The sequence below is a fragment of the Hanstruepera ponticola genome, assembly GCF_012931685.1.
Classification (GTDB): domain Bacteria; phylum Bacteroidota; class Bacteroidia; order Flavobacteriales; family Flavobacteriaceae; genus Hanstruepera; species Hanstruepera ponticola.
In genome coordinates this window covers 163,783-177,367 of the sequence record NZ_JABANC010000004.1, presented here as the reverse complement: position 1 = coordinate 177,367, position 13,585 = coordinate 163,783, and the positions used below count along the sequence as shown (strand labels likewise).

At 33.9% G+C, this 13,585-nt stretch carries 14 protein-coding genes; 2 read left to right on the top strand and 12 right to left on the bottom strand.

Features of this window, described 5'->3' with window-relative positions; translation table 11 throughout:
* Positions 1-22: 22 nt before the first annotated feature.
* From HGK31_RS11295 to HGK31_RS11275, 5 genes are read right to left on the bottom strand one after another with little or no spacing between them, the layout of a single operon-like run.
* Positions 23-1,387 carry an exonuclease domain-containing protein gene (locus tag HGK31_RS11295; protein WP_191860008.1) on the bottom strand — a complete coding sequence of 455 codons (1,365 nt, stop codon included), beginning with the start codon at positions 1,385-1,387 and terminating at the stop codon, positions 23-25.
* Positions 1,388-1,410: 23 nt separating this feature from the next.
* Entirely contained in the window at positions 1,411-2,088 is a 678-nt protein-coding gene (locus tag HGK31_RS11290) for a YggS family pyridoxal phosphate-dependent enzyme (RefSeq protein WP_233451091.1), read from the bottom strand.
* Positions 2,078-3,316, bottom strand: a complete 1,239-nt coding sequence (locus HGK31_RS11285; protein ID WP_191860006.1) for a DUF1015 domain-containing protein — start codon at positions 3,314-3,316, stop codon at positions 2,078-2,080. The genes HGK31_RS11290 and HGK31_RS11285 overlap by 11 nt, the downstream gene beginning before the upstream one ends.
* An 11-nt stretch (positions 3,317-3,327) precedes the next feature.
* On the bottom strand, positions 3,328-4,215 hold the full coding sequence (locus HGK31_RS11280; RefSeq protein ID WP_104736092.1) for a 3-hydroxyacyl-CoA dehydrogenase family protein: 888 nt from the start codon (positions 4,213-4,215) through the stop codon (positions 3,328-3,330).
* Positions 4,216-4,270: 55 nt separating this feature from the next.
* Complete coding sequence (locus HGK31_RS11275; protein ID WP_191860005.1) at positions 4,271-5,230, bottom strand: Gfo/Idh/MocA family protein; 960 nt, start codon at positions 5,228-5,230, stop codon at positions 4,271-4,273.
* Between the two features lie 156 nt (positions 5,231-5,386).
* Here HGK31_RS11275 and HGK31_RS11270 point away from each other — a divergent pair, with 156 nt between their 5' ends.
* Positions 5,387-6,028 (top strand): protein-L-isoaspartate(D-aspartate) O-methyltransferase, encoded by a 642-nt coding sequence (locus HGK31_RS11270; RefSeq protein WP_191860003.1) that lies wholly within the window; start codon positions 5,387-5,389, stop codon positions 6,026-6,028.
* Here the strand turns inward: HGK31_RS11270 and HGK31_RS11265 are convergent.
* Together HGK31_RS11265 and smpB are read right to left on the bottom strand one after the other, a co-directional pair.
* Positions 6,025-6,552 (bottom strand): hypothetical protein, encoded by a 528-nt coding sequence (locus tag HGK31_RS11265; protein ID WP_104736089.1) that lies wholly within the window; start codon positions 6,550-6,552, stop codon positions 6,025-6,027. The two genes, HGK31_RS11270 and HGK31_RS11265, sit on opposite strands and share 4 nt — an antisense overlap.
* A gap of 11 nt (positions 6,553-6,563) precedes the next feature.
* A complete protein-coding gene (gene smpB, locus HGK31_RS11260) occupies positions 6,564-7,019 on the bottom strand; it encodes an SsrA-binding protein SmpB (protein WP_191860001.1) in 456 nt (151 codons plus the stop codon).
* Between the two features lie 93 nt (positions 7,020-7,112).
* Between smpB and HGK31_RS11255 the strand changes: the two genes are divergently transcribed.
* The gene (locus HGK31_RS11255; RefSeq protein WP_191859991.1) at positions 7,113-7,853 is read left to right on the top strand and encodes a DUF6503 family protein; all 741 of its coding nucleotides are present in this window, start codon (positions 7,113-7,115) and stop codon (positions 7,851-7,853) included.
* Here the strand turns inward: HGK31_RS11255 and HGK31_RS11250 are convergent.
* From HGK31_RS11250 to clpB, 5 genes are all read right to left on the bottom strand, one after another.
* Positions 7,840-8,304: a SixA phosphatase family protein gene (locus tag HGK31_RS11250; RefSeq protein WP_233451084.1), complete on the bottom strand. Its 465-nt coding sequence runs from the start codon at positions 8,302-8,304 to the stop codon at positions 7,840-7,842. The genes HGK31_RS11255 and HGK31_RS11250 overlap by 14 nt on opposite strands.
* A gap of 75 nt (positions 8,305-8,379) precedes the next feature.
* The gene (locus HGK31_RS11245) at positions 8,380-9,165 is read right to left on the bottom strand and encodes an alpha/beta hydrolase (protein ID WP_191859987.1); all 786 of its coding nucleotides are present in this window, start codon (positions 9,163-9,165) and stop codon (positions 8,380-8,382) included.
* Positions 9,166-9,238: 73 nt separating this feature from the next.
* A complete protein-coding gene (deoD, locus tag HGK31_RS11240; RefSeq protein ID WP_191859985.1) occupies positions 9,239-9,937 on the bottom strand; it encodes a purine-nucleoside phosphorylase in 699 nt (232 codons plus the stop codon).
* The gene (gene deoC, locus HGK31_RS11235; RefSeq protein WP_191859983.1) at positions 9,934-10,605 is read right to left on the bottom strand and encodes a deoxyribose-phosphate aldolase; all 672 of its coding nucleotides are present in this window, start codon (positions 10,603-10,605) and stop codon (positions 9,934-9,936) included. Before deoC ends, deoD begins: the two co-directional genes overlap by 4 nt.
* 298 nt (positions 10,606-10,903) lie before the next feature.
* Positions 10,904-13,513, bottom strand: coding sequence for an ATP-dependent chaperone ClpB (gene clpB, locus HGK31_RS11230; protein ID WP_191859981.1), 2,610 nt, complete (start codon positions 13,511-13,513; stop codon positions 10,904-10,906).
* Between the last annotated feature and the right edge of the window lie 72 nt (positions 13,514-13,585).

Here is a 13,585-nt window from a genome sequence, read left to right as displayed (position 1 = left end):
ATACTAAAAACTAAACTAGTAATTAATTTAATTGAATAATTTTCAGTTTTTTATTACGTCTTAAATAACTTTGTATAATGTGTTGCGAATCGCGATTGTTTTCCATGGGCGTAATTACAGATTTTAATATATCTATATTATTTATTTGATAATTTAAATTGAAATAGCCTAAACCTTTAAAAACACCATTTTCAATTAAAATGGCTGAACGTTCCTCAATATCACGACCTCTGTCAATAACTACCATATTTTGAGTATCATAACTATTTTTATTAATCAACTCCAGAACACGTTGGTTATAATCAGTTACAGTCTCTATTTGAATACAAGCACCTTCACATTGTTTTATGTTATAATTAAAACAGCTTTTTTTGGTTGGGTATAAGCCTACTAATTTTTGACATAAGTTATAATTTTCAACAGATTGAAATAAAAAGCTTTTAGCGCTTTGTCTATTGCTGAACGTTGTTATAGGTTTTTTTCTGCCATCTGCCTTGTCAATAGTTAGATTAATATAGCCATGTTCATCAGTAAAGCTATATAAGGCATGTGTAAATAAGTTTCGTCTTAAAGCTCTATTAAAAAGAGGTTTGTTGCGTTTGATTTCTTCACTTTCTTTGAGGAGAGCAACCAATTCGCTACCTGTTTTTTCATAGGTTACTGCAGCTACTTGACGTTGTAACTTTTTTGATTTAGTACTTGTGTTTGTGAAGTGCTGACTGATGCGATTTTTTATATTCTTACTTTTACCAATGTATATAACATCACCATTTTCATTATGAATATAGTAAACTCCTGTGTCATTAGGGAGTTCATTAATGATCTGTTTAAGATTAGGCTCCATTTGATACTTTGGTTCCAATCTTATTGCATCTTGTACAATAAATTTCTCCAAATCTTTAGAAAGCAACATTTTGAAGAGTTTTACCGTTGCCATGGCATCACCACTAGCTCTATGTCTATCGCTGACAGGTATCCCAAGAGACCTTGCCAATTTACCCAAACTATAGGAGTCTTGCCCAGGAATTAATTTTTTTGCTAATTCCACTGTGCAAAGTGTTTTACGCTTAAAGCCAAAACCCAATCGTTTAAATTCGGTGCGTAAAATACGGTAATCAAATTGGGCGTTATGCGCTACAAGGATACAGTCTTCAGTAATTTCAACAATACGTTTGGCAACCTCGTAAAATTTAGGAGCCGTTCGTAGCATGTTACTATTTATACCTGTGAGATTAACTACAAACGGCTGGATGTCGCGTTCAGGGTTAACTAAACTAATGAATTGGTCAATAACTTTATGACCATCAAATTTGTAGATTGCAATTTCAGTTATGCCCTCTTCATTATACTTTCCGCCAGTTGTTTCTATGTCTAATATTGCGTACAAAAAATAATTCTATCAATAAGTTTTTAATAATTACGTTCACCAAATATACTGCTTCCAATTCTGACCATATTGCTACCACAAGAAATGGCCAATTCGTAATCACCACTCATACCCATTGATAGGACTCGTAAGTCATGATTTGTAGATTCCAATTCTTTTAGTTCGTCAAAACCGGATTTTAGTGTTTTAAATTCGTTTTCAATTTGTTTTTTGTCATCAGTAAAAGTAGCCATACCCATAACGCCAGTAACATTTACATGCTTGAGTTTTTTTAGTTCATCAGACTTTAAAATAGCTTTAGCTTCATTAACGGACATTCCAAATTTAGAATCTTCTTCAGCAATTTTTATTTGTAACAAGCAATTAATACTTCTGTTATGTTTAGAAGCTTGTTTGTTTACTTCTTTGAGCACTTTAAATTTCTCAACACCATGAATTAAACTCACAAAAGGTGCCATATACTTTATTTTATTGCTTTGAACATGACCAATCATATGCCATTCAATGTCTTTAGGTAGCTGTTCATGTTTCTCAACCATTTCTTGAATTTTATTTTCACCAAACACACGCTGTCCAGCGTCATAAGCTTCCATAATGGTGCTCACTGGTTTGGTTTTCGAAACGGCAACCAGAGTTACTCCTTTGGGTAATGACAATTTTATTTTCTTAAGATTTTCAGAAACCATATTTTTAGAACTCATAAATTGTTACACCACTACGCAGTTTAGGCTCAATAAAAGTTGATTTTGGAGGCATTTTTAAACCATCGTCGGCAATTTGCTTCATCTCCTCAACATTCACAGGAACCATGCCAAATCCTACAGCAAAATCACCGCTGTCAACTTGACTCTTTACGTTGACAACATCTTTTTTACCATTACTATACATAATTCGTAGATCGTTTCTTAAATCATTGATTCCAAGTATTGGTTGCAAAATTGTTTTGTACAAAATTTGAGCGTCCAAAGCGTCTAATGATGTCTCAAATTTATAGAGTGATTTACGAAGATAGAGAGAATAAAAATCACCATCTAGATACATGCTAAAATGATGTTTTTTGGATGGTTTATAGGGCATTTTTCCGCGATTCTCTATGCGATATATTCTATCAAGTTTAATAAGGAATTCTTCTTTTGATAAGCCATTTAAATCCTTAACAATTCTATTGAACTCATGAATTCGCAAATCTGATTCAGGAATTAAATAAGTCATGAAAAAGTTATAAGATTCATCTCCTTTATGATTGTTGTTCTGGGATTTCTCATCTTTATATAACAAATACGATGAGGCAGACCGATGATGACCGTCAGCAATATAGACTGTTTTCATAGCCTTAAATTCATCTGATATAGTCTTAATTACGCCAATATCATCAATTTGCCATAAATAATGTGTATCTCTGAATGTGGTAGTGAATTCAAATTCAGCACGTTCTTTTTGTGCTTCAGAAATTATTTTTGAAATCACATCATTGTCTGGATAGGTGAGTAGAACAGGCTCGGCATTGAACCCAACAGTTTTTAAATAATCTTTAAAAATAATTTCTTTGTAGGCTAGGGTTTCTTCGTGTTTTCTAATGACATTGGATTCATAATCTTTGGCACTAGCAGCTGCTATTATACCATTAAAAACTTGATGTTCCCTATCTACAATTTTATAGACATAGAAACTGGGCTTATTATCCTGAACAAATATGTTATCTTCTTTAAATTCGAGATAGCGATTTTTAACAAGTTGATAGCGTTCCGTTCCGGTGATTTCTCTATCATACTTATAACCTGGATTTACAATATGTAAAAAAGAAAATGGATTGTAATCCAGTCTGGCTTCACGTTCTGCTTGTGTATAGGTTTGATACGAACGCGATGCGACAAGGCTTACCTTATCACGCGTTGGACGTACTGCTTTAAATGGGATTATTTTAGCCAAACTAACATTTATTATGCGAATTGTTTTGCTACATGTTCTGCTTTTCTGCTATTAGAATAATCATAAAAGCCTTCACCAGATTTCACACCTAATTTTCCTGCCATTACCATATTAACGAGTAGAGGACAAGGTGCATATTTCGGGTTTTTAAAGCCATCATACATGACGTTTAAAATAGATAAACAAATGTCTAATCCAATAAAATCTGCCAGTTGTAATGGACCCATTGGATGAGCCATTCCTAATTTCATAACCGTATCAATTTCCTCAACACCGGCAACACCATTGTAAAGTGTTTCTATTGCCTCGTTTAGCATGGGCATTAAAATCCTATTTGCTACAAAACCAGGATAATCGTTAACTTCTGTTGGTGTTTTTCCTAGTTTTTTAGACAAATCCATAATGGTATTGGTAACTTCATCACTCGTATTATAACCACGAATAATTTCAACCAATTTCATAATTGGAACGGGATTCATAAAATGCATACCAATAACCATTTCTGGTCTAGAAGTTACCGCTGCAATTTGCGTAATGGAGATAGATGAGGTGTTACTTGCCAAAATAGTGTCTTCTGGACAAGCCTCGTCCAATTGTTTGAAAATTTTAAGTTTTAAATCAATATTTTCTGTAGCAGCTTCTACGACCAAACTGGCATATTCTACACCTTCGGGAATACTGGTAAAGGTTGTGATGTTATCAAGAGTTTCTGCCTTATCAGCTTCGGTTATTTTTTCTTTGGCAACCATACGATCTAAATTTTTAGAAATGGTATCCATGCCTTTTTTTAAAGAGGCTTCACTAATATCTATAAGTTGTACTTTAAATCCGCTTTGAGCGAATGTATGTGCTATACCATTTCCCATGGTTCCTGCTCCTATAACAGCGACATTTTTCATAAAAAAATATTTTTTATGTCCACAATAAAATGGACATCTTGAATTATTTAATTGTTTAAAATTGGTTTATAATCATTGTGGCAACACGAAGTGCTTCGGTGCCATCATGTAAGGTAACTATTGGCTTTGTATTATTAGTAATGGCATCAGCAAATGTTTCCAATTCATCTAAAATGGCATTATTGGATGCAATTTCAGGATTGTCAAAATAAATTTGCTTTTTTATGCCTTCGGCATTTTGCAATATCATATCAAAATCACCAGGGTTTTCTGGAGCATCTTTCATTTTTACTACTTCACATTTTTTCTCCAGAAAATCTACCGAGATATAAGCATCTTTTTGAAAGAAACGTGACTTACGCATGTTTTTTAATGAAATTCGGCTAGCTGTTAAATTGGCAACACTGCCATTTTCAAATTCTATTCGTGCATTGGCAATGTCTGGTGTATCACTAATAACAGACACGCCACTTGCTGAAACATTTTTGACATTAGATTTTACAACACTCAAAATAATATCAATATCATGAATCATTAAATCTAAAACAACAGGAACATCAGTTCCTCTAGGGTTAAATTCTGCCAGTCTATGTGTTTCAATAAACATGGGGTTTTCTATTTTGTCCTTTACGGCTATAAAGGCAGGATTAAAACGCTCTACGTGACCTACTTGTCCTCTAATGTTGTGCTGCGCCAATAGTTCTCGAATTTCTTCAGCTTCTTCAACAGTATTGGTTATTGGTTTTTCAATAAAAATATGTTTGCCTTTTGCAATGGCTTTAATGGCACAATCATAATGCGAAAGAGTAGGTGTGACGATATCAACCATATCAACGGCTTCAATAAGTTCGTCAATTGAATTAAAGTACTTATAGCCAAATTCAGCTTCAACCTTTTTTGCATTAGTTTCATCAGCATCATAAAACCCAATCAAGTCATATTTAGCTGATTGCTGTAAAAGTCTTAAATGTATTTTGCCTAGATGACCAGCACCAAGAACGCCAGCTTTTATCATTTTCTTATCATTTTGAACAAAAATAAGGTTTTTAACTATTTATTTACATGAATAAGCCCATAAAATCTATAATCTTAAAATCTTTAATAATTTGAATATTTTTTAATTTTTATGCTGAAAATGTTTGACTAATTTTATGCCTCAAAATAATTGTCATTGAAAGATACTTTTAAACATAAAGGGATGCGTCAGCAGTTAGTAACTATTGTTGAAGGCAAAGGGATTAAAGATCAACAAGTATTACGAGCCATTGGTGATATTCCAAGACACTTATTTATGGATTCTGGTTTTTTGGATCATGCTTATCAGGACAAGGCATTTCCTATTGCCGCAGATCAAACTATTTCACAACCCTACACTGTAGCTTTTCAAACAGAATTACTTGAAGTAAAGCCAGGTGATAAAATTCTTGAGATTGGTACTGGTAGTGGTTATCAAACAGCTGTACTTTGTAAACTTGGAGCTCAAGTGTACACAATAGAAAGACAAAATGAGTTATTTAAAAAGACTAGTAAGTTTTTACCTAAATTAGGTTTTAGACCGAAAAAGATGATTTTTGGTGATGGTTATATTGGTCTTAAAGAAGAGGCTCCTTTTAATGGAATTATTGTAACAGCAGGAGCACCGTTTGTCCCAAAAGCTTTACTCGGACAACTGGCTATTGGTGGTCGCTTGGTTATTCCAGTAGGCGACGATGTACAAACCATGACCCTTTTTATAAGAAAAGGCAACAAAGAGTTTGAAAAACACGAGTTTGGCGAATTCCGTTTTGTACCCTTGCTAGAAGATAAAAATTAATTTTTAGGTAAGTAAGCGTCTGGGATAGGGCTTTCAACGCTTTCCTGTTTCCAATAAATATTTATGACCCACCATCTTGTACCATCATTTAGCAGTTGAATACTATTAATACCTCTCATAAAAGGTTTTTCATCAGTTTTCTTGTAGTAAGACTCATAGGTGCTAAAAACCTGTGAAATATTTCCAAACGTTTCAACTGTTCTATGAATTTCAATTTCATGAAAACCATTTTCTACCAGCCATTTCCCAGATGATTTAATATAATCACTAGGAGTCATAAACCTAGCACCATATTTGCCTTCTTGGTTCTTACCTGTTGGTATTAACTTGGCGTCTGGATGAAACAAGTATTTAAAAAGGTCCCAATTACGTTCTTCGCCTTTATCACCTGAAATTACCTGGTATAAGGTTTTTATAGTTGTATCTAAACTGATAACTTTATCAGCATAAGGGCTGACTTTGTCTTGAGAAAAACCCATGAAGCAAACCAGTATCATGAAGGTAATAACTGTTATTTTTTTCATAATTATATGTTTTAAAAACTTTTCTTTATGCGATCTAAACGTACTTTGTTTTCTCGATCTTTTATAGATTCACGTTTATCATACAACTTTTTACCTTTAGCCAAGGCAATTTCTAGCTTTGCAAACCCATTGTCATTAATAAATAAACGCAAAGGAATGATAGTTAATCCAGTATTTTGAGATTCTTTTTCGAGCTTTTTTAATTCCCGTTTATTTAAAAGCAGTTTGCGTTCAGCTTTTGGTTTGTGATTGTAGTAGTTGCCAAATAGATATTCTTCAATAGTCATGTTTATGACAAACAATTCACCCCTGTCGTTAAACTCACAAAAGCTTTCGGCAATTGAAGCTTTACTATTTCTAATGGATTTTATTTCAGTACCAGTCAATACAATACCAGCTGTGTATTTATCAAGTATTTCGTATTGAAATCGCGCTTTTTTATTCTGTATGTTAATTTTTTTCTGCATGAACTTCAAAGGTATATAATTTATGATTATTTTCTGAAGGATTAAAGTAAGTATTCAATAGCTTTACGACTTAAAATGGTAAAATATGCCTTTATGAAGTATCTTTTAGTATTATGCTGTATAGTCACCTTATTAGGGTGTGACCAAAAGTCTGCCAAATATCTATCTGCTCAAGACGTCATTGATAAATCTATTGAAGTTTCTGGAGGTGCAAAATTTGATAGTTCAATTATTGAATTTGATTTTAGAGACAAACATTATTATGCCGAAAGAAATCAAGGTACGTTTAAGTTAGTGAGAACATTCAAAGATTCAACAGGAAAAATCACTGATTTTTTAACCAACAAAGGTTTTGAGAGGCATGAAAACAATAAGCCCGTAAAGGTTCCAGACAGTATGCTATCTCGTTATAGTGCTTCAGTTAATTCGGTTCATTATTTTTCGGTGCTGCCTTATGGATTAAATGATGCTGCTGTGAATAAAGCACTATTGGAAGAAAAAAACATTAAGAATAAAGCGTATTACAAAGTAAAGATTACTTTTAATCAAGATGGTGGTGGTGAAGATTTTGAAGATGTATTTGTTTACTGGATAAACCAAGAATCTTTTAAAGTAGATTATTTAGCTTATTCATATAATGAGACTGATGGTACCGGATTTCGATTTCGCGAAGCTTATAATGAACGATATATTAATGGCTTACGCTTTGTGGATTATAATAATTACAAACCCAAACAGTCGAAATTATCTGTTAGTCAGTTAGACGAATTGTTTGAGAAAGGTGAATTAGAACTTCTTTCTAAAATTGAACTTAAAAACATTAACGTGGATTAATTTCTAGTACCTGATGTGAAATGACGCAATCGGTAATGGTAACTATGTATAGATTTCCATTATTACTGTCATCAATATCGTCATACTTATTTTCTCCAATAATAGTATTTACAAATTCTGGTGTGGTATTACTGTGACCAACAATCAAAACTGTTTTTCCATTATTATCTGTCTTAAATTTTTCGTCGTTTATAGCACTAGCGTCATAAATTGTAAGGTCTAAATTATTGGCACGTGCTGTTGGATGAGCTGTTTCTCTAGTTCTATTATAATCAGTTGAATAAATAGCATCAAATTTCACATGCTTTAAAATATTGCTCCAATGGTTAGCTCTAGCTTTACCTATTTCAGTTAAATGAGGATCACGATTGGTTTTATCACTTCTGTCTTTTTCTGCGTGACGAATGAAATAATAGGTCGAAATACTGCTTTTAGTACTTGAGTCTTGCATGCTTTTATCTTGGCAATTAAGAAAAGAAAAAGAGCAGAATAATAGTAACAGCCCACGTTTTAAATACGACATATATTAGTTTTTGTGTTTGTTTAAAAAATCCATGACTACTTTCCAATTAGCAGTGACTGGAGCTTGAACGCGTTCTTCCACAAGCATTGATGAGCCATGTCTGCCGTTTTGAGCAACATATGTTTGATGTCCAAATTCTTCAGCTAAAGCCATTTGCGTTTTTACACTTTCAATGGCAGCTTCACTACTCGGTCTTAACAGGAGCATGGGTGTTTTTATTGATTCAAAATATGGGTTGGGTTGACAGCCATTCATGGGTTCTCCTGAAGCCGGTGAAAAAGCTAAAACAGCATCAACAATATCTGGATTATTATAAGCTAGTTTAATAGCAAGTGTAGCGCTATAACTACTTCCCCATACTATAATTTTTCCAGTGTTTGAGGTGTTTTTCATGTATTTCAGGCTAGCTTCTAAATCTGGATAGGCATCACAATAGTTAAACCGATTTATATCAATATCAGCAACTGTTCTGTTGTAGTTGCCGAGTAATTGTCCACCAACGCGCTGATCTACAGCCAAAATATTATAGCCAGACTCCAATAGTTTAGGAATTATAGGTTTGTATTCAGAACGAACATTGGCACCACCTTGATGAAAGAGTATAATGTTTGGCGCATCTAAATCTTGTTGATAGAAATCTGCATAAACTTTTACGCTATCTGATGAGTAAAAATAAACTTCTTTCTTTATAGGTTCTTCGGTTGGTTTTGTAGTGATTTCTTTATTAGTTTCTTTACAGGAGGAAAAAATTAAACCGATTAAAAGAAATAGAGTGGTCAGTTGTTTCATAATTGGATTGATTGATGTTTAACCAAATATAGAAACACTTTGATTATAAGGCTTTTAAATATTTGTTAAAAAACTAGGCGAGTTCTAGAGCTATCTCTATCATTTCTTTAAATGTCGATTCGCGTTCTTTACTTGTAGTACGTTCACCAGTAACTAAAGAGTCAGAAATGGTTAATATGGATAGGGCATTAACGTTGTGTTTTGCAGCAATGGTATAAAGTCCTGCAGATTCCATTTCGACACACAGTACGCCAAATTTTGACCATTTTTTGTACGATTCAAAATTGTCGGCATAAAACTCATCAGAGGTAAACACATTACCGGCTTTTAACGGTATATTTTTAGCTTTTGCTGCTTCTACTGCTTTTTGGAATAACCCAAAATCGGCAGTTGGTGCGTAATCGGCACCACCAAAGCGTAATTCATTAACGCCAGAATTTGATGATGCAGCCATGGCTAATACAATGTCACGTACTTTTACATGTTTTTGGTATGATCCAGCGCTGCCAACGCGAATTAGATTTTTAACGTCAAATTCATTTATTAATTCATGTGCATAAATAGAAATGCTTGGAACTCCCATTCCTGTTCCCATTACCGAAACACGCTTGCCTTGGTAGGTTCCAGTATAGCCAAACATATTCCGAACTCTATTGAAGCAAACCGGATTATCTAAAAACGTTTCGGCTATCCATTTAGCTCGTAAGGGATCGCCTGGTAATAAAATAGTTTCTGCAATGTCTCCTTTTTTGGCTTCAATATGTACACTCATATTACGGGTTCTTGAATTTGTGCTTTGCTTTCCAATAGAATATTGACACCAGAAGACGTTCCAATTCTATCAGCACCCAAATCTATGTATTTTTTTGCAGTTTCTAAATCTCTAATACCTCCAGATGCTTTAATTTTTGCTTGATTTCTTATTGTTTTTTTAATCATTTTCACAGCGGTTAAGGTAGCTCCGCCTTTTGAGAAACCAGTAGAGGTTTTTATAAAATCAGCTTTAGCATCCAAACAAATTTGAGCTGCTTTAACAATTTCATTTTTAGATAATTCACTAATTTCAATAATTACTTTCAATGGAGTTTTTCCAATAGCCAATTTTACATCACGAATATCTTTGTAAACGCTAACAAAATTTTCACTTTTCATCATGCCAATATTCATGACCATATCAATTTCATCAGCACCTTGAGCGATAGCTTGTTTAGCTTCAAATACTTTTGTTTCAGTGGTGGAGGCACCTAAAGGAAAACCAACTACTGTACATACTTTAACATTAGATTTTGAAACTAGCTGCTTTGCATAAGCTACGTAAGAGCTATTGACACAAACTGCATAAAATCGATGCTTTTTAGCTTCTGCGCATAAATTTCTGATATCCTTTTGCGTTGCAGAAGGTTTTAAAAGTGTATGGTCTATATAATTATTAATTTTCATAGTAAATTTAGGTTAAGTGCTGTAAAAATACGATAAACTGCACATTTTATTGCATGTTTAGGTAAGTTTTAGATGAACGGTAAGCATATTTTTTTCAATTTGCTCATTTTTAATTTATTACCTTTTTCTATAATTATGTACGAATTCAATAAAATTATAGATTGAAATTATAGTTTGTTTAACATTTTAATAAAAAAGAGCAATCCGCATCTTCTTCAAGATTTGTATTGCTCTTTCAAACTAACTAACCAACTATTATGAAAACGTAACAGTTTGAAATTTATTACGCTTACTCACATTAAAATTCTTCTACTACTAAATCACCTTGATTTCTAAAGACTAATTTATCGTCAAAAGCATCTAAAAGTATAATGCTATCTGTCGTTACGCGACCTGATAAAATTTCCTTACTCAATTGATTAAGTACTTCTTTTTGTATGACACGTTTTACAGGTCTTGCACCATATTCTGGATTGTAACCTTTTTCAGCTAAATAGGCAACAGCTTCCGGTGTTGCATCAAAAGTGATCCCTTGTTGTGCAATCATTTTGGTAATGCCTTTTAATTGTAAACCAACAATATCGGTAATGTTTTCTTTGGTCAACGGTGTAAACATAATGGTATCGTCAATACGATTTAAAAATTCAGGCCTTACTGATTGCTTTAACAAAGCCAGTACATCCACCTTTGCAACTTCCATAGCAGCATCGATATCTTTTGTAGCTTCAAAACGTTCTTGAATAATATGACTACCCATATTAGAGGTCATGATTATAATCGTGTTTTTAAAATCGGCAATACGACCTTTGTTATCTGTTAATCGCCCTTCATCTAATACTTGCAATAAAATGTTGAAGGTATCTGGATGTGCCTTTTCAATTTCATCTAATAAGACTACCGAATACGGTTTGCGTCTAACAGCTTCTGTTAATTGACCGCCTTCGTCATAACCTACATATCCTGGAGGTGCGCCAACTAACCTGCTCACAGCATGACGCTCTTGATACTCACTCATATCAATTCGGGTCATAGCATTTTCATCATCAAATAAATACTCTGCTAGAGCTTTCGCTAATTCAGTTTTACCAACACCTGTTGTTCCTAGAAACAAGAATGTTCCAATAGGTTTTTGAGGGTTTTGCAATCCAGAACGACTACGTCTTACAGCATCACTTACAGCTTCAATAGCTTCCTCTTGGCCAACCACACGTTTGTGCAATTCGTCTTCCAGTTTCAACAGTTTTTCGCGCTCGCTCTGTAACATTTTGGTTACTGGAATACCTGTCCATTTAGCCACAACTTCGGCAATGTCATCATAAGTCACTTCCTCTTTAATTAAAGAGTTGCCACTTTGATTTTCTTGCAATTCTTTTTGAAGCTTTTCCAAGGTTTCTTGTGCTTCTTTTATTTTGCCATAACGGATTTCAGCTACTTTACCATAGTCACCTTCACGTTCAGCACGTTCTGCTTCTAGCTTGAAATTTTCAATATCCGATTTAGTTGTTTGGATATTGTCAACCACTTCTTTTTCACTTTTCCACTTGGCGTTTATCTCGTTGCGTTCCTCTTTTAAATTAGCTAATTCTGAACGTAAAGATTTCAACTTGGCTTCATCTTTCTCACGCTTAATGGCTTCAATCTCAATTTCTAGCTGCATGATTTTACGATCTAACACATCTAATTCTTCTGGTTTAGAATTGATTTCCATACGTAATTTAGAAGCAGCTTCATCCATTAAGTCAATAGCCTTGTCAGGTAAAAAACGGTTTGTAATGTAACGCTCTGATAATTCTACAGCACCAATAATTGCCTCATCTTTAATACGAACCTTGTGATGTGTTTCGTATTTTTCCTTTATACCTCGTAATATTGAAATAGCACTTTCGTTATCTGGCTCATTCACCGTTACTTTTTGGAAACGACGTTCTAGAGCTTTGTCCTTTTCAAAATACTTTTGGTATTCGTCTAGGGTAGTGGCACCAATGGCTCTTAACTCGCCTCGAGCTAAAGCTGGTTTTAAAATATTGGCCGCATCCATAGCGCCTTGTCCACCACCTGCGCCAACTAGTGTGTGAATTTCATCAATAAAGAGTACAATATCACCTTCACTAGTCGTTACTTCTTTGATAACGGCTTTTAAGCGTTCTTCAAACTCGCCTTTATATTTAGCACCTGCAATTAGAGCTCCCATATCTAAAGCAAAAATTTGTTTTTCTTTTAGATTTTCTGGAACATCACCATCAATAATTCTATGTGCTAAACCTTCGGCAATGGCTGTTTTTCCGGTACCTGGCTCACCAACTAAAATCGGATTGTTTTTAGTTCTTCGTGATAAAATTTGAAGTATACGTCTTATCTCCTCATCACGACCAATAACAGGATCAAGCTTACCATCTCTAGCTAATTGGTTGAGGTTTTTAGCATATTTGCTTAACGAGTTGTAAGTTTCTTCTTGACTTTGTGATGTTACACGGTCGCCTTTACGCAACTCTTCAATGGCTGCTGTTAGAGCTTTTTCGGTAACACCTTGGTCTTTGAGCATTTGCGCTATTTTGCTTTTCGATTTAAAAACCGCTAAAATTAAATGCTCAACCGAAACATACTCATCATTCATTTTTTTAGCAATGATGGATGCCTCATTTAATGTTTTTCCTGCATCACGTGACAACATGATGTCACCACCAGATACTTTAGGAAAACTCTCCAGTTGTTTATCTAAAGCTTGTTCTAATACGTTTACATTTACATTCAGTTTTTTTAGAATGAATGGTAAAACGTTTTCATCAACATTGAAAATGGCTTTAAAAATGTGCTCATTTTCTATTTGTTGATTCTCGAAGCTCTGCGCAAGCTGCTGTGCTAGCTGTATGGCTTCCTGTGATTTTATAGTATAATTATTAAAATTCATATTATTTAATTTCTTTAAATGTTGTGTTGTTTGATAGGTCTATTTCAATTATCTTACCAATTCAAAACAACA